At 64.6% G+C, this 24,357-nt stretch carries 21 protein-coding genes, 1 tRNA gene and 1 pseudogene; 9 read left to right on the forward strand and 14 right to left on the reverse strand.

Features of this window, described 5'->3' with window-relative positions:
* Positions 1-5: 5 nt before the first annotated feature.
* Positions 6-395, reverse strand: a pseudogene (locus tag F8197_RS26590) (sterol desaturase family protein); the annotation flags it as partial.
* 46 nt (positions 396-441) lie between these two features.
* Between F8197_RS26590 and F8197_RS26595 the strand changes: the two are divergent.
* Positions 442-876: a DUF2141 domain-containing protein gene (locus F8197_RS26595; RefSeq protein WP_152884920.1), complete on the forward strand. Its 435-nt coding sequence runs from the start codon at positions 442-444 to the stop codon at positions 874-876.
* Between the two features lie 146 nt (positions 877-1,022).
* On the opposite strand, the gene F8197_RS26600 is transcribed toward F8197_RS26595, so the two are convergent.
* Positions 1,023-2,162, reverse strand: a complete 1,140-nt coding sequence (locus F8197_RS26600; RefSeq protein ID WP_152884922.1) for an MFS transporter — start codon at positions 2,160-2,162, stop codon at positions 1,023-1,025.
* Positions 2,163-2,431: 269 nt separating this feature from the next.
* On the opposite strand from F8197_RS26600, the gene F8197_RS26605 reads away from it, so the two are divergent.
* From F8197_RS26605 to F8197_RS26620, 4 genes are all read left to right on the forward strand, one after another.
* Entirely contained in the window at positions 2,432-3,166 is a 735-nt protein-coding gene (locus F8197_RS26605; RefSeq protein ID WP_152884924.1) for an SDR family oxidoreductase, read from the forward strand.
* 84 nt (positions 3,167-3,250) lie between these two features.
* Complete coding sequence (locus F8197_RS26610; RefSeq protein WP_227012434.1) at positions 3,251-4,192, forward strand: NADP-dependent oxidoreductase; 942 nt, start codon at positions 3,251-3,253, stop codon at positions 4,190-4,192.
* Positions 4,189-4,887, forward strand: a complete 699-nt coding sequence (locus tag F8197_RS26615; protein WP_056138142.1) for a YafY family protein — start codon at positions 4,189-4,191, stop codon at positions 4,885-4,887. The genes F8197_RS26610 and F8197_RS26615 overlap by 4 nt, the downstream gene beginning before the upstream one ends.
* Before the next feature lie 108 nt (positions 4,888-4,995).
* Entirely contained in the window at positions 4,996-5,892 is an 897-nt protein-coding gene (locus F8197_RS26620; protein ID WP_152884927.1) for a hypothetical protein, read from the forward strand.
* A 163-nt stretch (positions 5,893-6,055) separates the two neighbouring features.
* On the opposite strand, the gene F8197_RS26625 is transcribed toward F8197_RS26620, so the two are convergent.
* The 3 genes from F8197_RS26625 to F8197_RS26635 all read right to left on the reverse strand — a co-directional run bounded on the left by F8197_RS26625 (position 6,056) and on the right by F8197_RS26635 (position 7,222).
* A complete protein-coding gene (locus F8197_RS26625) occupies positions 6,056-6,496 on the reverse strand; it encodes a DNA-binding protein (RefSeq protein ID WP_152884929.1) in 441 nt (146 codons plus the stop codon).
* Positions 6,438-7,058 (reverse strand): nucleotidyltransferase domain-containing protein, encoded by a 621-nt coding sequence (locus F8197_RS26630; protein WP_193333579.1) that lies wholly within the window; start codon positions 7,056-7,058, stop codon positions 6,438-6,440. Before F8197_RS26630 ends, F8197_RS26625 begins: the two co-directional genes overlap by 59 nt.
* 90 nt (positions 7,059-7,148) lie before the next feature.
* Positions 7,149-7,222 (reverse strand) — tRNA-Gly (locus tag F8197_RS26635).
* 135 nt (positions 7,223-7,357) lie between these two features.
* On the opposite strand from F8197_RS26635, the gene F8197_RS26640 reads away from it, so the two are divergent.
* On the forward strand, positions 7,358-8,485 hold the full coding sequence (locus F8197_RS26640; protein WP_152884933.1) for a glycosyl hydrolase: 1,128 nt from the start codon (positions 7,358-7,360) through the stop codon (positions 8,483-8,485).
* An 85-nt stretch (positions 8,486-8,570) separates the two neighbouring features.
* On the forward strand, positions 8,571-9,854 hold the full coding sequence (locus F8197_RS26645) for a M20/M25/M40 family metallo-hydrolase (RefSeq protein WP_152884935.1): 1,284 nt from the start codon (positions 8,571-8,573) through the stop codon (positions 9,852-9,854).
* On the opposite strand, the gene F8197_RS26650 is transcribed toward F8197_RS26645, so the two are convergent.
* Positions 9,844-10,800 (reverse strand): LysR substrate-binding domain-containing protein, encoded by a 957-nt coding sequence (locus F8197_RS26650; protein ID WP_152884937.1) that lies wholly within the window; start codon positions 10,798-10,800, stop codon positions 9,844-9,846. The genes F8197_RS26645 and F8197_RS26650 overlap by 11 nt on opposite strands.
* Before the next feature lie 99 nt (positions 10,801-10,899).
* Between F8197_RS26650 and F8197_RS26655 the strand changes: the two genes are divergently transcribed.
* Both F8197_RS26655 and F8197_RS26660 read left to right on the forward strand, forming a co-directional pair.
* The gene (locus F8197_RS26655; RefSeq protein WP_152884939.1) at positions 10,900-11,310 is read left to right on the forward strand and encodes a tautomerase family protein; all 411 of its coding nucleotides are present in this window, start codon (positions 10,900-10,902) and stop codon (positions 11,308-11,310) included.
* 80 nt (positions 11,311-11,390) lie between these two features.
* Entirely contained in the window at positions 11,391-12,674 is a 1,284-nt protein-coding gene (locus F8197_RS26660) for a M28 family peptidase (protein ID WP_152884940.1), read from the forward strand.
* A gap of 2 nt (positions 12,675-12,676) precedes the next feature.
* On the opposite strand, the gene F8197_RS26665 is transcribed toward F8197_RS26660, so the two are convergent.
* The 8 genes from F8197_RS26665 to F8197_RS26700 form a co-directional block, all read right to left on the reverse strand.
* Complete coding sequence (locus tag F8197_RS26665) at positions 12,677-13,696, reverse strand: TraB/GumN family protein (protein ID WP_193333580.1); 1,020 nt, start codon at positions 13,694-13,696, stop codon at positions 12,677-12,679.
* A 146-nt stretch (positions 13,697-13,842) separates the two neighbouring features.
* Positions 13,843-15,471 carry a tetratricopeptide repeat protein gene (locus tag F8197_RS26670; protein ID WP_152884944.1) on the reverse strand — a complete coding sequence of 543 codons (1,629 nt, stop codon included), beginning with the start codon at positions 15,469-15,471 and terminating at the stop codon, positions 13,843-13,845.
* Between the two features lie 10 nt (positions 15,472-15,481).
* Positions 15,482-17,722: an EAL domain-containing protein gene (locus F8197_RS26675; RefSeq protein ID WP_152884946.1), complete on the reverse strand. Its 2,241-nt coding sequence runs from the start codon at positions 17,720-17,722 to the stop codon at positions 15,482-15,484.
* Positions 17,723-17,726: 4 nt separating this feature from the next.
* Positions 17,727-19,928, reverse strand: a complete 2,202-nt coding sequence (locus tag F8197_RS26680; protein WP_227012435.1) for an HDOD domain-containing protein — start codon at positions 19,926-19,928, stop codon at positions 17,727-17,729.
* A gap of 138 nt (positions 19,929-20,066) precedes the next feature.
* Complete coding sequence (locus F8197_RS26685) at positions 20,067-21,347, reverse strand: multidrug effflux MFS transporter (RefSeq protein ID WP_152884950.1); 1,281 nt, start codon at positions 21,345-21,347, stop codon at positions 20,067-20,069.
* A 62-nt stretch (positions 21,348-21,409) separates the two neighbouring features.
* Positions 21,410-22,612: a class I SAM-dependent RNA methyltransferase gene (locus F8197_RS26690; RefSeq protein WP_373996993.1), complete on the reverse strand. Its 1,203-nt coding sequence runs from the start codon at positions 22,610-22,612 to the stop codon at positions 21,410-21,412.
* Positions 22,613-22,652: 40 nt separating this feature from the next.
* A complete protein-coding gene (locus F8197_RS26695) occupies positions 22,653-23,069 on the reverse strand; it encodes a CopD family protein (protein ID WP_056138157.1) in 417 nt (138 codons plus the stop codon).
* Positions 23,070-23,087: 18 nt separating this feature from the next.
* Entirely contained in the window at positions 23,088-24,353 is a 1,266-nt protein-coding gene (locus F8197_RS26700) for a glutamate-5-semialdehyde dehydrogenase (protein WP_152885127.1), read from the reverse strand.
* Between the last annotated feature and the right edge of the window lie 4 nt (positions 24,354-24,357).

Below are 24,357 nucleotides of genomic sequence, written 5' to 3' on the forward strand. Positions count from 1 at the left end.
GACACCGCGCCGTGCTTGCCCGGCACCGCGTGGTGCATGCGGTGAGCCTGGTACAGGCGCTTGAGGTAGCCGCTGCGCGGCGTGTACGAAAACGGCCAGCGCCGATGCACCAGGCCGTCGTGGGCGATGAAGTACAAGGCGCCATAGGCCGTCATGCCGGCGCCGATCCATTGCAGCGGCGCATGGCCTTCGGTGCCGAAATAAATCAGGGCAATCGCCACGCCGGCAAACACCACGGCAAACAGGTCGTTTTTCTCGAACCAGCCGGTGCGCGGCTCGTGGTGCGACTTATGCCAGCCCCAGCCGAAGCCGTGCATGATGTACTTGTGCGCGACGATGGAAAACAGTTCCATGAACACCACGGTCAGCAATACGATAGCTGTATTCAATAACATCGCCACTCCAACACACTCAACACACTTATTACACAAGGAAAACCATATGCGTACAGCCTACCACAAGCCCTCCTTCTCTCGCGCCATGCTGTGGCTGGCCTGCGCCCTGTGTGCGGGGTCGGCCTCGGCCGCCAGCGTCGAAGTCAAAGTGAGCGGTGTGGCCGGCGGCAAGGGCAAGATCAATGCCGCCGTCTGCGACAAGGAACACTTCCTCAAGGATTGCACTTACTCCGGCTCGGCACCGGCGCAAGCGGGCCAGACCACCGTCACCATCGACAACGTGCCAAAAGGTACGTGGGCGGTGCTGGTGTACCAGGACGAAAACCAGAACAACAAGCTCGACCGCAATTTCATCGGCGTGCCGAAGGAAAATTATGCGTTCAGCCGCGATGCGCGCGGCAAGTTCGGTCCGCCGGACTTTACCGACGCAGCCATCGAGATCGGTGACGACAAGGTGGTGGTGCCGGTCACGCTGAAATAAAAAAAAGCCCCCACGGCAAGCGCAAGGGCTGAAGACCACAGACAACACTGGATCACATGACATGCACAAGCCATGAAATCGTTTTCATACTACCGAGTATCGGTTAAGGCTGTCAACGTCAGTTTGGTGACAATGTTGTTTGGTGGTCAGCTTTTTGCCGTTGCGCCCAGGCGGGCGCTGGCAGCGATGACCAGCATCGCGCAGCCGAGACCCGCAAACGCCAGGTTCAGGCTCGATGCGTGGGCCACGAAACCGATCACTGCCGGTCCGGCCAGGATGCCGGCGTAGCCGAGCGTGGTAATGGCGCCAATCGCCAGTCCGGCCGGCATGGCCTGCTGATTGCCGGCGGCGGTAAACAGGATAGGCACCACGTTCGAGGCGCCCAGGCCCACCAGCAAAAAGCCCAGCAGCGCCAGCGGCACCGAACTGGCCATCACGGCCGTGAAGAAGCCGAGCGCACCGCACAGGCCGCCCAACAGCAGCACCCGCTTGCCGCCGAGCCGTGCCACCACGCGGTCGCCGGTCAGGCGGCCGATGGTCATGGCCACTGCGAACGCGGCGTAACCGAGGCCGGCGCGTGCCGCATCCATGCCCTGCTCGGCGGTGAGCAGCAACGCGCTCCAGTCAAGGATGGCGCCTTCGGCCAGGAAGCACAGGAAGCACAGCACGCCGATAAAAATCACGGCGCCGTGCGGCACCACGAACACCGGCGCCTCGCGGTCGGCCGCTTCCGGCTCGCGCAGGAAATGCGGCGCGCCAAACAGCAGCGACAGCGCCACCAGCGCGGCCACGATCACCGTGGCCAGCACCGGGCTCAAGCCCAGCCACAGCATGGCCGCCATCAGGCCGGCGCCGACGAAACCACCGACGCTGAACAGACCGTGGAAGCCCGACATCAACCGTCCGCCGCTCTCGCGCTCGACGATCACGGCCTGCACATTCATGGCCACGTCCAGCGCACCGAGCGAGGCGCCAAAGCCGAACAGCGCACAACCGAGCGCCAGCGGCGTGGGTGCGAATGCCAGCGCGGGCAGGATCAGGCACACGCACAAGCCTGCCACCAGCATCACGATGCGGCAGCCGTAGCGCGACGTCATCAGGCCGATAGCCGGCATCGCCATCAGCGACCCCGCGCCCAGGCACAGCAGCAGCAAGCCGAGGTCCGCCTCACCAAGTCCCAGCCGCGCCTTGGCAAACGGCACCAGCGGCGCCCACGCCGCCATGGCAAGGCCGGAGGCGAGAAAGGCGAGGCGGGTGGACAGGCGTTGCTGGGGACCGACGTGCATGGGGATTCCGGGAGGTGAGCGAAGTGAACCGTGAAGTATACGGCAACATCGCTTGGGGCGTGCAACGTGGCAAGAAACCTGCTATAACTGTGGTGTCGAAAGAGCGCAGACCAGATGGTAGCCCGGTCACCGCCCCGCCCCGGGGTGGCAGCTTTTCCCTACAGGGTATCCGCGACACCTGATCCGGCTTTTGCCGGTAGTCCAGGTGTGCCTGCGGCATCCGTCCTTTCGTAGGCACGCCTTTCTTAAACTTTGAGAAAGACAGCGACATGAATCTGACCAATAACACCATTCTCATCACCGGCGGCGCTGCCGGCATTGGCTTTGCACTGGCCCGCGCCCTGGCGTTGCGCGGCAACCGCGTGATCATCTGCGGCCGCAACCAGGCGGCGCTGGACTCGGCCCAGGCGCAGGTACCGGAACTGGTCACGCGCGTATGCGACCTCAACGACAGCGCCAGCCGGGACGCGCTGGTCGGGTGGCTCCGCGCCGCCCACCCCGACCTCAATGTGCTGATCAACAACGCCGGCGTGCAATACCGGCGCCAGCTGGTCGAGCCGGATGCGCTCGATGACCTGGAGCTGGAAGTGGCCACCAACTTCACCACGCCGGTGCTCCTGATCGGCGCCCTGCTGCCAACGCTGCAACGCCACCCGTCGGTGATCATCAATGTCAGTTCGGGCCTGGCGTTTGCGCCGATGGCCGACGTGCCCGTGTATTGCGCGACCAAGGCTGCGCTGCACTCGTACACGCTGAGCCTGCGCCACCAGTTGCGTCACACCAGCGTGCGGGTGGTGGAAATGGCCCCGCCCATCGTCGATACCGGACTGGGCGGCGGTGCGCGCAGCAGCGGCACGACCAGCGCGCCGATGATGTCGGCAGGCGACTTCGCCGCCGACGCACTGGCGCAACTGGCCACCGGCCAGGACGAGGTGCTGGTGGGCCTGTCGGCCGGTTCGCGCAAGATGGGCGAGGCGCTGTTTGCGCGCATGAACGGCGCCTGAGGTAAATGGGCGCACGATGGTGACAGGAACTGGCACCAGCGTGCGCTACATTGAAGCCTTACCAGCCCAACAGTGAGCATGACCATGATGAAACGACTCGAGTACCAGCAATACGGCGGCCCGCAAGTGATGCGCGTGGCCCCTTTCACCCTGGATGTTCCGGGCAAGGGCCAGGTGGCAGTGCGCGTCACCTCTGCCGCCATCAACCCGATCGACTGGAAAATGCGCCAGGGCGACATGAAAATCGTCACCGGCAAGCGCTTCCCGCGCGCCATGGGCATGGACCTGGCCGGCACGGTGCTGGCGGTGGGGCCGGGCGTGACCCGCTTCCAGGTTGGCGATGAAGTGTTCGGCCAGTCGCGCTTCAAGGAATGCGGCGCGCTGGGCACGGCCGTCATCGCCAACGAAAACGCGCTGGCGCGCAAGCCCGCCGGTCTCGACTTCGACCAGGCCGCCTGCCTCGGTTCACCCGGCATCACGGCCTGGAATGCGCTGTTCGACAAGGCCGGCCTGACCGCCGGCCAGCAGGTGTTCATCAACGGCTGCATGGGCGCGGTGGGTGAAGCGGCGGTGCAACTGGCGCGCAGCGCCGGCGTGCGCGTCGCGGGCACGTGCAGCGAGGCCGACATGGAACGGGCGCGCGCGCTCGGTGTCGAGCAGGTGTACGATTACCGCCGCACCGATTTGACCGGCATTGCCACCCGCTACGACGCCGTGTTCGACACCGCCGCCAATCTGACCGGTGCGGTCGGCTTCGGCCTGCTCAAGCCGGGCGGCGTGCTGCTGGACCTGCATCCCACGCCGGGCAAGTTCCTGCGCGCCGTGTTCAACCGCCAATTGAAACTGGTGCTGTGCACGCCGCGCGCCGAATTGCTCGACCAGCTGGCGCGCAAGGCCGGCGACGGCGCGCTGCGCCTGACAATCGGCAAGGTCGCACCGCTCGATGACGCCATCGCCATGATCACGGCACTGGAACAGGGACAACGGCTGGGCGGCAAGGCCGTCATCAGGATGGATGGACCATGACGCGCAGCCACCGCTTGCAGGACCTGATGCAGGTGATGCGCCGTCATCGCGGCACGGTGGCGGGCGCGGTGCTGGCGCGCGAGACCGGCGTGTCGCTGCGCACGCTGCGGCGCGACATCGCCACCCTGCAAACCATGGGCGCCGATATCGCCGGCGAAGCGGGCGTGGGCTACCTGCTAAAACCCGGCTATACCCTGCCGCCGCTCACCTTTACCGAAGAAGAACTGCAGGCGCTGGTGGCCGGTGCGCAATGGGTAAGCCGCCACACCGACGAGGGCCTGGCGCGCGCGGTGCACAACGCGTTGGCCAAGATCGACGCAGTGCTCACGCCCGAGCTGCGCCGCACCCTCGACGACAACGCACTCTACATCAGCCGCCACCAGGACCATGCCAGCGTGGACCTGGGCCGCCTGCGGCGCGCAGTGCGCGAACAGCGCAAGGTACTCATCAGTTCGCTAGACGATGCCGCGCCGCGCACCGCCACCGTGCTCTGGCCGGTGATGCTGGGCTTTGTGGAATCGCGCTGGTCGGTGGCGGCGTGGTGCGAAACCAGCGGCGCATTCCGCGTGCTGCGCGTGGACCGCATCGCCACGCTCGAGTTTCTCGACGACTGCTACCCTGGTCACCGGCGCCAGCTGGTCAAGCAATGGCGTACGGACGTCAACAACCCGTGCACCCGGCGCGATTGCGGTTGATGTTGTGTTGTCAAACTAACTTCGCCCAAAGTTGGTGCGCGAACATACGATGGGTCATCCTTGCCCCATGATCGGTCCTGCCTGATAACACAATCATAAGGAGCAATCATGCAAGCACAACCAGCAGGACCAGGGACCACGGTGGTCAGCCGTGAATCCAGTGACAATTTATCTTCGGGTGTCTCGTGGGGGGCCATCCTGGCCGGCGCCGCAGCGGCCGCAGCCCTGTCGTTCATCCTGCTGATACTCGGCATGGGCCTCGGCCTGTCGTCGGTATCGCCGTACGAATACAACAACGGCGGCGCGCTTGGCACCGCCGCCATCGTCTGGATCGCCTTCACCCAGCTTGCCGCTGCCGGCATCGGCGGCTACATGGCCGGTCGCCTGCGCGCCAAGTGGGCCGGCGTGCAAAGCGATGAAGTGCACTTCCGCGACACCGCCCACGGCCTGCTGGCCTGGGCCGTGGCCACGCTGGTGACCGTTGCCGTACTCGCTGGCGGCATGCGCGCTGTCATCGGCGGCGCCATCGACACCGCCGGCGCCGCCGCACCAGCCGTGACGGCCGGTGTTGCAGCTGCCGGCGCCAACAACGACGGCGGTACCAATTATTTCTCCGACATGGTGCTGCGCTCGCCAAACGGCACGCCAGCGACCGACGCCGAACGCGCCGAGATCAACCGCATTCTGCTGGCCGACCTGGCCAACGGCAAGATCAACGCCGACGACCGCAACTACCTGGCGCAAACCATCGCCAAGCGCACCGGTCTGACCCAGGCCGAAGCCGAACAGCGCGTGGACCTGATCTACGCCCAGGCCAAGCAGGCTGCCGCCGACGTCAAGGCCAAAGCCAAGGCTGCTGCCGAAGAAGCGCGCAAAGCCGCCGCCCACTCGGCCCTGTGGATGTTCGTCGCCCTGCTGCTGGGCGCCTTCGTTGCCAGCCTGCTGGCCACGGTCGGCGGCCGCCACCGTGACCATGCCCGCGTGTACGTACGCACCACAATCTAATCGAAGGAGAACACCATGCGCTCGATATTGTTACTGCTGATCGGCATTCCACTGCCCATCGTGATTCTGATTGCGTTGTTCGTGCATTGATTTTTTGCTGACGACGTAGCAGGGCTTCAAGCTGCGCCCTCGTGGTTCTTTGGACTGCGGGGGCGTTGTGCCGTTAACAGAACGCTGGATGATGCTCAGCAAGCCATGCCCGGACATGAGAAAGGAGCCTCTCGGCTTGGGTAATGCATTCAGCCACCGCTGTAGGGCTGATGGGATCGCCGTCATAGTCGGCGATGTTGCGTTGCTTGCGCAGACCGTCAAGCACCACCATGGTCTTGGGGGCAAGGCCCACAGTTAAAGGCAAAGCCTGAATGGCGGTTTGGTGATGTCCAGGTTTGCTTTTCGACGTGCGGTACCCGTGAGCGAGCAAGCTCGCCATTGCACACTGCATCACGCATTTGTAGGCCGCATCGAAGCGATTTTCATCGCTGATGGCAGTGATGGCTGCATCATTCAAATTGCGCTCTGCTGCAGCGAGCAGGCGCTGGACGTCGTCACGCTTTGTTTGGAACGCTACCAGACTTTGGATCTTCAACAAGTTTTCTAAAGTCATCCTCGTCACCCACCAAAAAGAGCTTGGGCTTCTCTACAACTTCTCGCGCCCAGCCATTGTCAGACGCCAGCTTGGAGCGGAAGTCGTCCACGCGATAGACGACAGGATTAATTTCGCGGTGGAGTTCACCCTGCACAGGATGCAGCGCCTCGATCACGTCCGCAAAACCGACGCTCCCTAAGACCAGTATATCGACGTCCGAATAGACTGTCTCTTGCCCGCGCGCTACCGAACCAAAGACCAGTGCGCATTCGATGTCATCAGCCAGTGGCAGAAGCGCATTGGTCAGCACGGTAGCTAGCCCGGAAGTCTTTCTCAGCATACCGGCCAATTCCTCGAATACTGGACAGTCGCGATTGGCACGATAGTGAATCTGATTGCCGATATGCTCACGCAACAAGATACCTGCATCAGCCAGCTTGACCAGTTCCCGGTTGGCACTACCTGGCAAGGCACCAATGCGACGGGCCAGCTCCCTGGAATGCCAGGCGGAATCGGGATGCAACAGCAGCGCCGACAAGACGCGGGTACGGAAGGGGCCGAGGAGGAAATTTGCAAGCATGCGAAAATGTATCACAATGGGAGACGAGTGTCTCTCATTTGGAATCATCTGGCAGACTGACAAATGCAGCTTGTATGGACACATGATCGTTGGAGCGGGTGAAGGGAATCGAACCCTCGTATGAAGCTTGGGAAGCTGCCGTTCTACCATTGAACTACACCCGCGTGCCCCGCATTTTACGCGCTGGCGGTAAACAACACCAGTATCACCGCTAAACATGGGCGCCAGGCGAACCGATCGCTTGAACACCCTGCCCCCACCCGCTACATTGGGCGCAATTCACCTCAAGCGGATCCCCTATGCGCTTCACCACCCAGCTGGCCGCCGGCCTGTTCGCCCTCTCGGCAATATTCACGACCTGCACCACCGCCGCCCCGCTGCGCACCGCACCGGTCGATCCGGCCGCCACACCGACAACCCGCGCCATCTACACGTACTTGCGCAACACCTGGGGCAAGGCCGTCATCGCCGGCCAATCCGACCTGAGCTGGGACGACAGCATCGACATGGCCGAGCGCGTGCATGCGGATACGGGCAAATACCCGGCCCTGATGGGCTACGACTTCATGGACTATGGCAAGACCGGTCCCGGCCAGTCGGGCCAGCACCAGGTCGAGGAGGCGATCGCCTTTGCCGCCAGGGGCGGCCTGGTGAGTTTTCACTGGCACTGGCGCGATCCGGCGCTGCTCGGGACGGCGCAGGTGAACCAGGCGAATTTCTATGCCGGCGGCGACGATCCGGCCAAGCGCACCAGCTTCACCATTCCCATGGCCGATGGCAAGCTCGATCGGCGCAGCCCGGCATTCGGGCAGCTCAACGACGGTATCGACCTGGTGGCCGCACAGCTCAAGCGCTTGCAGGATGCCGGCGTCACCGTGCTGTGGCGCCCTCTGCACGAGGCGGCCGGCAGTCATGGCGAGGGCTGGTTCTGGTGGGGCCGCGTGCGGTCCGATGGCCAGTCCGCCGCCACGGCCCATATCGCGCTATGGCGTCATATGTACGACCGGCTGGTGCGCGTGCACGGCTTGCACAACCTGATCTGGGTGTGGAACGGCCAACACGCAGCGTGGTATCCCGGTGACGACGTGGTCGATATCGTCGGCTACGACGTCTATGACTCCACCGACAACCGCACCTACCGTTCGCAAATCGAGACCTACCGCAAGACCGCCGCCATGACGGGTGAACCCAAGCCGGTGGCGCTGACCGAAACCAGCTATATACCCGATCCCGATGCGATGGCGAAGGATGGTGCCTGGTGGCTGTGGTTCATGGTCTGGAATGATGGCGGCGGGCCGGCAGGCATGACCAGTGCCAACAACTTCTGGACCGGCGAGCAGTACAACACCGGTGTCCACAAACGCAAGGTGTACCAGCATCCGAACGTGATCACGCTCGACCGGCTGCCGCCTTTTCATAACCCCTGATCAACAACATACGGTTTTTCTGTTCACCGGTGTAACATTAATGCACAATGGCAATGATTCTATCAATTCGTAACTGAACATTGCCATGAAACAATTTGTTGCGCTCAGTGTTGCGCTGGCTCTCGTCGCGCTCCTGGCCGTAGCGCAGTCCCCATCGTCGCAGGTACCGCCGCAAACACCTGTTACGGTCGACCCGATCCCCACCCTGGTCGGCCAGCTGGACCTGGAAAAATACAAGGCCACCATCAAGAGCCTGACCCTGTTCGGCGATCGTCGCCAGGGCACCCAGCGCAACCGCGACGCGCTCGACTGGATCGAAGCGCAACTGAAATCGTACGGCTGCACCAACATCGAGCGCATGCAATACCAGTACACCGAACTGGCCCACGATGCGCCGCGCCCCCCGCGCCCGCTTGGCATCGTCAGTGGCGGCGCCGGCGGTCCACCGGGCCAGGGTGGCAGTACGCTGTTCGGCAACCGCATCAAGACCGGCGTCAACACCGATCCGATGCAGCAGCCCGATGAACAGCTGCGGGCGCTGAACGCCGAGCAAACGCCGGTAGGCACCTCGCCGCGCGAGAACATTTATTGCACCAAAATCGGCACCAGGCGCCCTGAGGAAATGTACATCGTCAGCGCCCACATGGATGGTATCGGCTTTGGCGAGGCCGCCAACGACAATGCCTCGGGCACGGCGCTGGTGATGGAACTGGCGCGCATCTTCAGCGCGCCCGGCGTGGAAACCGACCGTTCGATCCGCTTCATCCTGTGGAATAACGAAGAGACCGGCCTGAACGGAGCCGCCGCCTACGTGGAACAGCGCAAGTGGAAGCAAGGCGTCGAGTCGCCGATGGGCTCAGGCAGATTCCCGGAGCCAAAATGGCTGGGCATGATCCAGCACGACATGATGTTGTTCGATCATGGCATGCCGTTCCAGAAGATCGACGGCTACGGCAAGCCGGTGGTCGATGAGCACGGCCACCCGGTATTCGTGGTGCCGCCCGAGCAGCGCGCGGAAGCCGATGTCAACATCGAATACCAGTCGCAGTCGAAGCAGGCCGACGCCTCGGCCAAGCTGGCCTGGCACTTCCGCAGCGCCAACGACAAATACGCCACGCACTATCCGGCCGCCGTGGGCTTCCACATGACCAATACCGATTCGACACCGTTCATGGACCTGGTGCCATCGATTTCTCTGCGCGAGAATGAGCGCGGGCAGCAGATCGGCGCCGGCTGGAATCCGCACTGGCACCAGCCGACCGACCTGTATAAAAACTTCTCGGACAAGGACTTCATGCTGGGACTGAACGCCGCCCAGACCACGCTGTCGGGCGTGGCGCAACTGGCCGGTGTGCGCATCAGGCAGTAAGGTCGCGCGCGGGCGTCACGCTGCCCGCCGCCGCCAGCGTGGGCGCCACCGCCTCCAGCACGATGTCGCGCAGGCGTTGCGTCACCGGCGCCGGCTGCGCTTCCGCTTGCAACAGCGTGATGCCGATGGTCGGCAACGGCGGCAAGGCGGACGGCGGCAACAAGCGCACGGTGGCAGGCACACCCACCGCCGTGCGCACCGTCACACCAAGGCCGGCGGCCACCGCCGCCCACACCCCGGACAAGCTGGTACTGGTGAACGCGATGCGCCAGGCGATGCCGGCCCGGTCCAGCGCGTCGATGGCGGCCGCCCGCATCAGGCACGGCGCATCAAGCACTACCAATGGCAATGGCGCCGGGCCCGGCTGCGTTTGCGTTTGTGGCTGCGTCTGTGGCTGCGTTTGCGGCAGCAGCAACGGCTCGCTGGCGGCTGCCAGCCAGCGCAGCGGCAACCGCCCCAGCACTGCCGCGTGCGGCCATGTCACCCCACCGTTATCCCAGGCCAGCGCCAGGTCGAGCTGGCCGGCCGTGATCTGTTCCAGCAGCTGGACGTTGCGCGCAACCCGGGCGTCGATGCACACCTGGGGATGGGCGCGGGCGAAGCGCCCCAGCACGTCGGTGAGCAAGTGTTCGCCGAAGTCCTGCTGCATGCCGAGCCGCACGCTGCCCGCCAGGGTGGCGCCGCGCAGCGCCGTCACCGCCTCGTCGTTGAGCGCCAGCAGGCGGCGCGCGTAGGCCAGCAGGGTTTCGCCGGCCGGCGTGAGCGCCATGCCGCGCCCGGCCTTGCGCAGCACCGGCGTTTCGAGCTGCTGCTCGATCTTCTTCAGTTGCGCGCTGACAGCCGAGGTCGAACGCCCGAGGCGATCTGCCGCACGGGCAAAACTGCCCAGTTCCACGCCTGCCACAAAGGTGCGCAGCACATCGAGTTCCAGTGTAATTTTGCGCATGACCATCCTGATTTATCGAATCGTCGGTTTCAAACTTCCCGATTTTCGGTATCAAGTTAGTGCGCTATCGTGGGCCTGTCAACCAACGGAGAATCCATCATGCCCCTCGCCCGTATTTCGCTTTTAAAAGGTCAATCCCCCGCCTACCTGCGCGCCGTCGGCGACAGCCTGCACGCCGCGCTGGTGGAAGCATTCAACGTGCCGCCCACCGACCGCTTCCAGCTATTCCACCAGCACGAGGCGCACGAAATGAGTTGCGATCCCCATTACGAGGTGGCCGATGGTGCGCAGCGCTCAGCCGACTGGCTGGTGTTTGCGATTACCATCGGCAAGCCCCGCACGGCAGCCGTCAAGCAGGCGTTCTACCGCAAGCTGGTGGAAAAGCTGGCGCAGTCGCCGGGCGTGCGGCCGCAGGATGTGATGGTCACCATCCTGCCCGCCCAGCCCGAGGACTGGTCGTTTGCCGATGGCGCGCCGGCCAGTTCGCTGGGACCGGTGGCCGGCTCGTAGCCCGCGCACGCTTGAACTGTTCAAGCGTGCCACACTGATGCAAAATGGCAAAGCTTCCACCATCGACCAGAGGACTTTCCATGAAATCAGTTGTTTCGCTCAGTGTTGCGCTGGCATTTGCCGCACCGCTGGCACTGGCCCAGGCCCCCACTTCCAAGGCTCCGGTTAAAACTGCTGCGCCCGTCGACCCGATCGCCACCCTGGTCGGCCAGCTGGAACTGGAAAAATACAAGGCCACCATCAAGAGCCTGACCCTGTTCGGCGACCGCCGCCAGGGCACCCAGCGCAACCGCGACGCACTCGACTGGATCGAGGCGCAACTGAAATCCTACGGCTGCACCAACACCGAACGGCTGCAATATCAGTACACGGAACTAGCCAAGGATGCGCCGCGTCCCAAGCGCGCGCCGGGCATTGCCAGCGGCGGCGCCGGCGGCCCGCCCGGCCAGGGCGGCAGCACGCTGTTCGGCAACCGCATCAAGACCGGCGTGAATAACGATCCGATGCTGCAGCCCGACGAAAAGCTGCGGGCGCTGAACGCCGAGCAAACGCCGGTGGGCACCTCGCTGCGCGAGAACGTCTATTGCACCAAGGTGGGCAGCAAGCACCCCGAGGAAATGTATATCGTCAGCGCCCACATGGACGGTATCGGCTTCGGTGAGGCCGCCAACGACGACGGCTCGGGCACGGCGCTGGTGATGGAACTGGCGCGCATCTTCAGCTCGCCGGGTGTAGAAACCGACCGTTCGATCCGCTTCATCCTGTGGAACAACGAGGAGACCGGCCTGAACGGCGCCGCCGCTTACGTGGAGCAGCGCAAGGGTTTGCAAGGGAAAGAGTCGCCGAAAGGCTCGGGCAAGTACCCGGAACCGAAATGGCTGGGCATGATCCAGCACGACATGATGTTGTTCGACCATGGCATGCCGTTCCAGAAGATCGACGGCTATGGCAAGCCGGTGGTCGATGAACACGGCGAGCCGGTGTTCGTGGCGCCGCCGGAGCAGCGCCTGGAAGCCGATGTCAACATCGAATACCAGTCGCAGTCGAAGCAGGCCGAAGGCTCGGCCAAGCTGGCCTGGCACTTCCGCAGCGCCAACGACAAGTACGCCACGCACTACCCGGCAGCGGTCGGCTTCCACATGACCAACACCGATTCGACGCCGTTCATGGACCTGGTGCCATCGATTTCGCTGCGCGAGAACGAACGCGGACAACAGATCGGCGCCGGCTGGGATCCGCACTGGCACCAGCCGACCGACCTGTATAAAAACTTCTCGGACAAGGACTTCATGCTGGGACTGAACGCCGCCCAGACCACGCTGTCGGGCGTGGCGCAACTGGCCGGCGTGCGGATCAAGCAGTAAGGTTATTCCGGCTTTTCCACCACGTAGCCCCTGGCCTGCAAGGCCGCCATATAGCCTTTCGGGTCGAGCAGGTCGTTCAGCGACAGCGTGGCGAAGGTCGAGGTATTGGCCGCCAGCGATTTTTCGGCAGCGGCCAGCCAGCGTTCCTGCATGCGCGCTTCGATCGAGCGCATGCCGGGGCGGTTCTGCATCACCGCGCTGTTGAGGACGGCCGCATTGCAGGCGCCGCGACGGTCGGCATAGCTGAGCTTTTCGATGGCGGCCAGGTCGCCCCTGGCCCAGGCATTGGCGCGCACGCGCATGGCGTCGACGTCTTCCTCTAGCCGCGCCAGCGTGTTGGCGAAACAGGTGGCGTCTTCCAGCGGCGTCTTCTTGAACTCGCGCAGCATGGTGACCGGATCGTCCACCTCTAGCTGCACCTGTGTTCTGGTTTGCTTGATGCCGCTTTGCTTGATCAACTTGCCCAGTGACCTGCTCAGTTCCCCTTCGTACAGGCCGGCCTGATTGATCGCCTTGTCGTACAGCGTTGCCGCGGCAAAGATCGGCCGTTCGCGCTCGACACCATCGTCGTCGCCCAGGTACTTCGCCTTGAGCACCAGCCAGCGTGCATAGACCGGCTCCGGCACCAGGTCCTTCAACCGGGCGCCGTCGGGGCTTTTCTTGAAACCGATGGCGAACGGCAGCATTGCCGCCTGCTTGAGCCAGCCCACTTCCGCGTGCGCGCCCGGCGGTTGCAGGTATTCCTGCGACTGCGCCAGGATCGATTCCACCTGCTGCGAGCGCCATTCCATGTTCTTGGGCAGCGGCCCATAGGTGCCGAACACCCACAGCACGTGGTCGCCCTTGCTCACTTTCCACAGGCCGGGGCCGGGGCGCTGGCCCGTGACCAGGATGGTGTCGAGCAATGGCGCCTGGTCGGCGGTGGTGTCGGCGGCAACCTCGGGCGCGACATTGGCCGCCGGCGCCGGCGGTGCTTCGGTCTGCGCCCGGGCCGGTAGCCCCGCCAGCGACAGGGAAACCATAAGGATCAGGCGGGACCACAATGACAAGCGCAACATATTGTCCTTTCAGGAACGATGATGTTGCTGATTGTATATTTCAATATAGCAACCAGGCGATAGCGGACGTAAAGTATCGCCCGCCGCTACCGCGCGTAGCGTTTTCCGGCTCAGGCGCTGGCGATCGCTGGCAGGTTGTCGAGCCGGGCGTGCGCCTGCGCCAGTTGTTCGGGGTCGAGCCGGGCGGCGGCGCTGGCCAGGTAGCGGGTGGCGGCCGCGTGGCCGCTGCGGTGGGCCAGCGCCAGCCAGGTCCAGGCCTGGGCGGCGTCGGCGCGGGCGCCCTGGCCTGCCAGGTACATCAGCCCCAGGTTGAACTGCGCGCGCACATGGCCTTGCGCGGCGGCCAGCGCATACCAGTGCAGCGCCTGTGCGTAATCCTGCGCCACGCCCTGGCCGTTGTCGTAGCGCAGGCCGAGCGCGAACTGCGCCAGCGTGTGGCCCTGGCGCGCCGCGCGGGCGTACCAGTGGCCGGCCTGTTGCGGGTCTGGTTGCGGGCCCGATTGCGGGCTGACATCGCGGTCGTACAGCAGGCCAAGGTGGTACTGGGCTGCCGCGTAATCCTGCTCGGCAGCGCGGCGGTACCAGGCCTGCGCCTGGCGCAGGTCGTGCGGCGCGCCGCGTGCCGTCTCGTAACGCAGGCCCAGGTCGAACTGGGCGCGCAGGTGGCCCTGCTCGGCGGCCTTGCGGTACCAGTCGGTCGCCGCTTGCGCATCGGCCGGCACGCCGTGGCCGGCGTCGTGCAACTGGCCCAGGTGGTACTGCGCGCCGGGGAAGTTCTGCGCGGCTGCCTTGCCGTACCACGCATGCGCTTCCACGTAGTCCTGGGCCACGCCCTGGCCGTGGTGGTAGCGCAGCCCGAGGTTGTTCTGCGCCCCTGCGTGGCCCTTGGCGGCGGCCTTGCGATACCAGTCCAGCGCCTTCTGTTCGTCGCGCGGTACGCCCTGGCCGTTATCGTAGATCAGGCCCAGGTTGAACTGCGAACTGGCGTGGTCCTGTTCGGCGGCGCGGCGATACCAGAGGATGGCCTTCTGGCTGTCCTGCGCCACGCCGTCGCCCTTGTCGAAGCGCAGCGCCAGGTTGAACTGCGCCGGCGCGTAGCCCTGCTCGGCCGCCTTGCGGTACCACGACATGGCCTGCCCCACGTCGGCCATCTCCGGGGTCAGGCCCTGGCTGTTTTCGTAGCGCAGTCCCAGCTGGTACTGGGCGCGCGCATACCCCTGCTCGGCAGCCTTGCGGTACCAGTGCAGCGCCTGCGCCGGGTCTTGCGGCACGCCCTTGCCGGTGTCGTACATCATGGCCAGGTTGTTCTGGGCGCCGGCGTCGCCCTGGGTGGCGGCCTTGCTGAACCAGTGCATGGCCTGGCGCGTGTCGGCGACCACACCCTGGCCCCTGGCGTACAGCCAGCCGAGGTTGTACTGGGCGGCGGCATAGCCCTGGCTTGCCGCCAGCTGGTACCAGGCGGCGGCCTCCTGGAAGTCCTGCGCCACGCCCTGCCCTTTCTGGAACATCACGCCCAGGTTGTACTGCGCCTGCGGCATGCCCTGTAACGCGGCCTGGCGGTACCACACCACGGCCAGCTCGTAGCTGGGCGCCACGCCCTGGCCGTTGAAATACATGAAACCCAGGCTGTGCTGGGCGCCGGCCACACCGCGTTCAGCCTGGGCCTTGGTGCGCAGGAATTCGGCCGTCGGCGCCTGCTGCGCGGCCGTGGGTGGCTTGGTAGGAGTGGTCATGCGCATCGGTCGATTTTCACGCCTGCACCGCCATCAGAAACGGCTGCGCATGCAGCATCGGCGGCACACCGGGCAGCGGCGCGGGGCCCGCCTGGTTTTCCAGCACGGCCATGAACTGCGACAGCGGAATCGGCCGGTGGTACAGGTAGCCCTGCATGGTGGTGCAGCCGTTCGCTTGCAGGTAGCGGGCCTGCACGGCGGTTTCCACGCCCTCTGCCACCAGGTGCAGCCCCAGGCCGCGCGCGATGGAAATGATCGCCAGGATCACCGGGTAGTGGCCGTTTTCGTCGTGGATCTCCTTGACGAACGACTGGTCGATCTTGATGGTGTGGATCGGGAAGCGGTGCAGGTACGACAGCGACGAGTAGCCGGTGCCGAAATCGTCGATCGCCACCGACACCCCGAGCTCGCACAGTTTGTTGAGCTGTTCGATGGCGTCCTGCGGGTTGCGGATGCAGATGTTCTCGGTGATCTCCACCTCGATCTGCGCGGGCGCGATGCCGTAGCGGGTGAGCGCGCCGCGCATCTTGTCGAAGAAGTCGCCACGATCGAGATACTGCGGCGACAGGTTGAGCGACAGCCGTATCGGCTCGCCGCCGACCGCATTCCAGCGCACCAGGTCGCGGCACAGGGCGCCCAGCATCCAGTCGGAGATCGGCAGCATCAGGCCATTGTCCTCGGCGAACGGCAGGAATTCGCCAGCCGACAGCACGCCGCGCTGCGGATGGTTCCAGCGCATCAGCCCCTCGGCGCCGACGATGCGGCCGGTGACGATGTCGATCTGCGGCTGGAAGTACATTTCCAGCTGGTTCAGTTCCAGCGCCTGGCGCAGGCTGCGCTCGAGCACGATCTTCTGGTGCGACACTTCCTGCATCGACGGGTGATAGAAGGTGTGGCCGTTCTTGCCCAGCGCCTTCACCTGGTACATGGCGATGTCCGCGTGACGCAGCAGTTCGTCGATGCCGTCGCCATCGTGCGGGTAGATGGCGATGCCGATCGAGGCCGAGATGTGGACCTGGTGGCCATCGAGGTCGAACGGCGCTGACAGGCTCTCGATGAATTTCTCGGCCACGCCCCGGGCTTCCTGGCGGTCCTGCAATTCCGGCAGCACGATGGTGAATTCGTCGCCGCCCTGGCGCGCCAGCGTATCGCCGCGCCGCAGGCAGTCCTTGAGGCGGCGCGCCACCTGTTGCAGCAGCTCGTCGCCCTTGACGTGGCCAAGCGTGTCGTTCACCAGCTTGAAGCGATCGAGGTCGATGAACATCACCGCCAGCTCGGTTTGCTTGCGCCGGGCCTGGATCACGGCCAGGCCCAGGCGGTCCTTGAACAGCATGCGGTTGGGCAGGTCGGTGAGGATGTCGTGGTAGGCCTGGTACGAAATCATCTCCTCGGCGCGCTTGCGGTCGGTGATGTCGCGCGCCACGCCATAGGTGCCGTAAAAGTCGTGCGGGCCGATGGCGTTGGGCGCCATCGAGGTGAGCGTGATGCTGAAGGTGCGCTCGATGCCGCTCTTGCACTTGAGCCGCAGCTCGGCGGTGCGACCGCCCGCATCGCTCACCCGCGCCCTGCCCTGGCCATGTCCCTGGCGTTCGCCGAAGGCGTAACGAGCACGGTCCTGGTCCTCGTCGTGCACCAGCACCGAGTAGTGGCGCCCCACCACCTCGTCGCGGTCGAAACCGAGCAGGTGCTGCACGCGATCGTTCACAAACGTGATGCGGCCATCATGGGCCAGCGTATAGATGATGTCGGGCGAGCTGTCCACCAGGTAGCGGTACATCTTTTCCGACGTTTCCAGCTGCGCGGCGATGCGCTCGTTGTCGATCGCCAGCCGGCGCTTTTGCAGCACGTTGTCCACCGTCTTGAGCAGCTCCTCGCGGCCATACGGCTTGCGCAGGTAATCGTAGGCGCCGCGCTTCAAGGCGCCGATGGCGGCGTCGATGCCCACCTCGCCGCTCATCACCACCACGTCGCCATCGATGCCGCGCGCGTTCATGAAGTCCATGATGTCGTGGCCGCTCATGTCGGGCAGGCGCAGGTCGAGCAGCACCAGGTCGAACGGTTGCTGCGCCAGGTGGGCCAGCGCCTCGGCGCCGGTGGCGGCGGTGCACAGCAGGTAGTCGTGCCCTTCGTGACTGCGCAGTAGTTCGTACAGCGACGACAGCAGGCGCGGTTCGTCGTCCACCAGCAGCAGGCGCGGCCTCGAATCATGGAGATGGACGACAGGGGTTGAGTCGTCCTGGAAGTTCAGGTTCATCATGGCCTTAAACGGAATCCATCAACCGGGGGGTTTGGCCGGCGCTGGAACTTGCGAGGGGGCTTGCGGAGGTATTGCTGCCGGCAGCCGGCAGCAGGATTTCGAACGTGGTGCCGGCCTTGCCGGAACGGCAGGCGATCAGGCCGCCCATCTTGCTCACCAGGCTGTGGACGATCGACAGTCCCAGGCCGTGGTGGGGGCCTTCCTTGGTGCTTTTCACCGGTGCGAACAGGTTGGCCAGCAGCTCGGCCGACAGGCCCGGGCCGGTGTCGGCCACCACCAGTTCCAGGTACAGCTTGCGCTCGCGATTGACCAGGCCACGGTTGGCGATCTCGATGCGCCCGCCCTCCGGCATGGCTTCCACCGCGTTCTTGACCAGGTTGACCAGCACCTGCTTGAGCAGGTCGTCGTCGCCCTCGATGGCGCCCGGGCCTTCCTGCATGCGCACCACCATCTGCACCGAAGCCGGCACGAAACCGGTGGCGCGGAACAGGCGCAGCACGTCGTCCACCACGCCGGCTACCTCGGTCACGCGCGACGCTTCCGCCGGTTGCAGGTCGGCCAGGCCGTTGAGCAACTGGCCCACGCGGTCGATTTCTTCGTTGAGGATCGACAGTTCGCCCACCACCGGCTCGCGCCGCGCCAGCTTGCTGTCGAGGATGGACAGGTAGTTCTTGATGATCGACAGCGGGTTGTTCACCTCGTGCACCACGCGGCGCGACGCGTCGCGGTATTCCTCCGCCACCTGCGCCAGCTGGCGCCGGGCGTGACCGCGCTCACTGAGCGCGGTCTCCAGCGCGCCCGCCGCCTGGGTGGCGTACGATTGCAGGAAGCGCTCGCGCTGCTGGCAACCGGCCAGTTGCCAGCCTGGTACGCCGCCGATCAGCACGCCCAGGCAGCGTTGATTCGCCACCAGCGGCAGGCACACCAGCGCCTCGCTGCCGAGGATGCGGAACAGCTGCTCTTCGGCCACCGACAGCGGCGCGCCGGCCTGCGCGTTCATGCCGGCGCGGCTGGCATACACGGGCTTGCGCGTGCGCGCCGACAGCGCCACCTGGCCGCCCTGCTCCGGGTCCAGAGACAGCATGAATTCGGCCAGGCGCCCGGGCTGGTTGCCGGTGGCGGTGCCCAGCAGCGCCTGGCCGGTGGGATTTTCCAGCATCACCAGCACGTTCTCGAAATCGAACAGGATGCGCGCCGAGCGCGTCATGGCGTCGAGCAGGCCCGTTTCGCCATCCTGGCGCGCGAACGTTTGCGCCATCTCCGACACCAGCATCATGTTGCGCACTTCTTCCGACAGGCGCTGCTGCACCGGATCGACCGGCGGTGGCGGCACGTACGCCGATGGCGCCACGATATCGTCGGCGCCGGCCAGGTCGATGCCCAGGTACCCGGCCGATTTTTCCACCTGGCGGGCGGCGTTGGCGAGGATAGGCTCGAGCGCCGCGCCATCGAGACCACACAGTTGGGCCGCGTCTTCGATGGCGTCAGGCTCGTCGCCATGGCCGCACAGCAGGTGCGCCAGGCGCACCATGCGGATCAGAGGATGGGCGGAGGCCAGGCGCGCGATCGGCTCGTGGTGATACAGCACGCTGTCGGCCAGGAAGGAGTCGAGCTGCCAGCGTTCGATCAGCCAGGCGCCCGCCTCGGCATGGGTGATTTGCAGGGTGCGCTGCTCGACCGCGCACAGGTCTTCGTCGTCGCGCGCCATGAAGTTGACGGCGTATTCGCGCGGCGCGGTGGCCAGCAGCGCCAGCCGGCCCACGTTGTGCAGCAGACCCGCCAGGTAGGCTTCTTCCACGTGCGGGTAATCCATCTTGCGGGCCAGGTCGCGCGCGATGACAGCCGTGGTGAGCGAACTTTTCCAGAAAGCGCGCAGGTCGGTGCTGGCGGAATGGGGGAAGCTGCTGAAGGTCTGGAATACCGATTCGCTGATCACCAGGGTCTTGATCATGTCGGTGCCGAGTGCAACCAGCGACTGCTCCAGCCCCACGGCACGCGCACCGCTATTGCGGTGAAAAGCCGAGCTGCTGGCGACCGAGAAAATCTTGCTGGCCATGGCCGGATCCTTGGCGATCAGCGCGGCCAGTTCCGGCATGCCGGCGTCGTCGGCCTGCAGATGCTCGATCAGTTTGATCAGGATCTGCGGCATGGCAGGCAGGCGTGCAATCAGCAGCCGGTGGCGGATATCAAGGTCAGGTTGCAGCATCGTCATATACCAATAATCAAGTCAAACCGGAAACGAATAATGCCGAGAAAGAACTTATATTAGCATAAAGTATGATAGCAACTTAGCACGTGCGAGCCAATCGTGCAGGAGGTCGCGCGCATTTCCTGATGTAAAGATTTATTGTCCCGGATGGGGTAACAGAATGCGCCGGTAATGGCGCGCGGTCAACCATAAAACCAGCGCGGAGCCTGTAAGTACCAGTTGTCCGAGGGCTAAAGACAACACCGAGTGCGACAGCGCGGGCGCCAGCACGCCGGCCACGATGGCGCCCATCATGGTGGTGGCGAACGACTGGCACGACGCCACCGTGCCGCGGATGTGCGGGAACAGGTCGAGCGCGAGCAGCGTGGCGCCCGGCGCCACGATCGACATGCCGAAGGTGTAGAACAGCATCGGCAGCACGGTCCACGGCAGCGCCGGCGGCAGGAACACGTGGTACAGCGTATTGCACACGGCGGCGGCGATCAGGAAGCAGAAGCCGATGCCGATCTGGCGCGAAAACGAGATCTTGCCGGCGATGCGGTTGGCCACCAGCGCACCGAGGAAAATTCCGCTTACCGACGGAATGAACAGCCAGCCGAACTGGCTCGCACCCAGCCCCAGCGAATTGGGCAGGAACTCGGGCGCCGCCGCGATGAACAGGAACAGGCCGCCGAAGTTGAGCGCCACCACGCCCGACTTCAGGTGGAACAGCTTGGAGCGCATGATCTCGCCGTAGTTGCGCGCCAGGTGGCGCGGGTTGAACGGCTGGCGCTTGTGGACCGGCAGGGTCTCGGGCAGGTTGCGGTAGCAGTAAATGAACAGCAGCACGCTGTAGGCCAGCAGCGACAGGAAGATCGCGCGCCAGTCGAACAGCGTGACGATCCAGCCGCCGAGGATCGGCGCAATCGCCGGGGCGATCGAAAAGATCATGGTCACCAGCGACAGCAGGCGCGCGGCCGCCGCATCGGAATACAGGTCGCGGATGATGGCGCGTCCCACCACCACGCCGGCGCCGGCCGAAATGCCCTGCATCACGCGGAACGCCCACAGGTACGGCACCGAGTGCACCGACGCGCAGCCCAGGGTACCGATCGCGAACATCACCAGCGAGACCAGGATGACGTTGCGCCGGCCGAACGCATCGGACAGCGCGCCGTGCCACAGCACCATGCCGGCAAAGGCCAGCATGTAGAAGGTGAGGCTTTGCTGCACTTCGAGCGGGGTGGCGCCCAAGGTGGCCTGGATGTTGGGGAACGCCGGTAAATAGGCGTCGATCGAGAACGGCCCCAGCATCGACAGCAGGGCCAGGATCACCGCCAGCGCCGTGGCGCTGAGCACCTTGGGGGTCGATGGCGGCGGCGGGGGAACTTCCTTGACGGGATCGGGGAGAACGTTGTCGGGCGGGGTCGGGTACATAGGTTCCTTGACTGGGGTCCGTCCCCGCCCGGTGCTGCGGGGTCCGGCGGCGCAGCAGGTGGTTAAGCTTCTTTGGGCTTGGCAGCTTCGCGGCGGTTGAAACCGGCCACCATGTCGAAGCGGAACAGGCGGCATTCCAGCGCACCGTTGAAGAACGGCGTCTTGCGCGATTCTTTCAGGCGCAGCATCTTGGGCAGGCCCAGGTCAGCCGTGAACAGGTACACGGTCCAGCCGGCAAAGCGCTGCTTGAGGGTGCCGCTGAAGTCCGAGTAAAAACTCTTGGCCAGTTCGTCCTCGCCCAGCGAGCTGTCGCCGCGCACGCCGATCCGCTCGCCGTACGGCGGGTTGGTGAGCATGATGCCCGGCTGCTCGGTCGGCGCCTTGACTTCCTGCGCTTCGATCTGCTTGAGCGGCACGTCGAACATGATGCCGGCCGCGCGCAGGTTGTGGCGCGTCATGGCCACCATGTCGCCCGAGATGTCGGAACCGAAGATGGTCGGCTCGCTCGGCAGCGGGTTCGGCTTGATGGCGTTTTTCATTTCCTGCCACGGGGCCGGATCGAAGTCGTTGAAAGCTTCGAAAGCGAAGCGGCGACGGGCGCCCGGCGGCACGCCCTGCACCATCTGCGCCGCTTCGCACAGGATGGTGCCGGAGCCGCACATCGGGTCGAACAGCGGCATGCCCGGCTTCCAGCCGGCCACACGCAACAGGCCCGCCGCCAGGTTTTCGCGCAGCGGCGCGTCGCCGGTTTCTTCACGCCAGCCGCGCTTGAACAGCGCTTCGCCCGAGGTGTCGAGGTAGATGATGAACTGGTGCGCGTCGAGGAAACCGACGATGCGCATGTCGGGCTCGCGGGTATCGACCGACGGGCGCTTGCTGTACATGTCGCGGAAGCGGTCGCAGATCGCATCCTTGATTTTCAGCGTGGTGAATTCCAGGCTTTTCAATGGCGACTTGACGGCCGTAACATCGACACGGATGGTGTGGTCGTAAGTGAACCAGTCTTCCCACGATTGCGCCAGCACCAGGTCGTAGATATCGTTCTCGGTCTTGTAGCCGGTAACGGCCATGCGCATCAGCACGCGCGAGGCGATGCGCGAGTGCAGGTTGATGCGGTACGAGTCGAGCAGCTCACCCGAGCAGTGCACGCCGCCAGGAACCTGGTTGTGCACTTTCATGGTGGTGCTTTGCTGGGCGATTTCGCCCAGCTCTTCGGCCAGCGCCGCTTCCATGCCGCGCGGGCATGGGCAAAAATATGAAGCCATCTTAGGTGTACCTTTTATCCGTTAATAGTGTTGTGCATGGTCAGAAGGGTTTGACCACCACGAGTACGATAATTGCCAGCAGCAGGAACACCGGCACTTCGTTAAACACGCGGAACCATTTATGGCTGCGGGTGTTGACGCCCTTCTCGAATTTTTTCAGGATGCTGCCGCATGCATGATGGTAGCCAACGATCAGCACCACGAACAACAGCTTGGCATGCATGAAGCCCGGCATGCGCGGACCATACAGCATGTACACCAGGATCGCGCCGAACACGATCGCCAGCACCGAAATCCACATCGAAAAACGATACAGCTTGCGCGCCATGATCAGCAGGCGTTCGGTGACGGCGGTGTTGGTCTCCATGGCCAGGTTGACGAAAATACGCGGCAGGTAAAACACGCCCGCCATCCAGGCGATGACGAAGAAGATGTGCAGCGATTTAATCCAGAGCATGGCGATCCTTTAGTGGAATTACTGGCGAATTTCGCCGTGACCGAACACGACGTACTTGAGTGAGGTGAGGCCTTCGAGGCCCACCGGGCCGCGCGCGTGCAGCTTGTCGTTGGAGATGCCGATCTCGGCGCCAAGGCCGTACTCGAAGCCGTCCGCAAAGCGGGTGGACGCGTTGATCATCACTGACGCCGAATCGACTTCGCGCAGGAAGCGCATGCCGGCGCTGTAGTCTTCGGTGATGATCGATTCAGTGTGCTTGGACGAGTACTGGTTGATGTGGTCCATCGCCTCGTCGATGCCGTCGACGATTTTCACGGCCAGGATCGCGGCCAGGTATTCGGTGGACCAGTCTTCCTCGGTCGCTGCAGTCAAATGCGGGTAGCCGGTCAGGATGGCAGCAGCTTCGGCGTCGGCGCGCAGTTCCACCTCTTTCGTCGCGTACAGTTTGGCCAGTTCCGGCAGCACCTTGGCGGCGATCGGGCGCGAGACCAGCAAGGTTTCCATGGTGTTGCAGGTGCCGTAGCGGTGGCACTTGGCATTGAAGCCGATATCGACCGCCTTTTGCAGGTCGGCCTTGTCGTCGATGTACACGTGGCAGATGCCGTCGAGGTGCTTGATCATCGGCACCGTGGCTTCTTCCATCAGGCGCGCGATCAGGCCCTTGCCGCCGCGCGGCACAATCACGTCCACGTACTCCGGCATGGTGATCAGGGCGCCGACGGCGGCACGGTCGGTGGTATCGACCACTTGCACGGCGTTTTCCGGCAGGCCGGCGCCCAGCAGTCCTTCCTTGACCAGTTGCGCCAGCGCGCGGTTGCAGTGGATCGCTTCCGAGCCGCCGCGCAGGATGGTGGCGTTGCCGCTCTTGATGCACAGGCCCGCCGCGTCCACCGTCACATTCGGGCGCGACTCGTAGATGATGCCGATCACGCCGAGCGGTACGCGCATCTGGCCTACCTGGATGCCGCTCGGGCGGAATTTCAGGCCGGAGATTTCACCGATGGGATCAGGCAGCGCGACGATCTGGCGCAGGCCTTCGACCATGGTGGCAATCGCCTTGTCGGACAGCGCCAGGCGGTCGAGCATGGCCGGCGCCAGGCCGTTGGCAGCTGCCGCATCCATGTCGAGCCGGTTGGCGGCGCGCAGGGCGTCGGCCTCGCGCTCGATGCCGTCGGCGATCAGCGTGAGCGCGCGGTTGCGGGTGGCGCTGTCGGCACGGGCCATGGCACGCGACGCCTTGCGCGCCTGCTGGCCCAGTTGTTCCATGTACTGCTTGATATCCAACTTC

Origin of the sequence: Duganella sp. FT27W (assembly GCF_009295655.1) — a bacterium.
GTDB classification, from domain to species: Bacteria; Pseudomonadota; Gammaproteobacteria; order Burkholderiales; family Burkholderiaceae_D; genus Rugamonas; species Rugamonas zoogloeoides.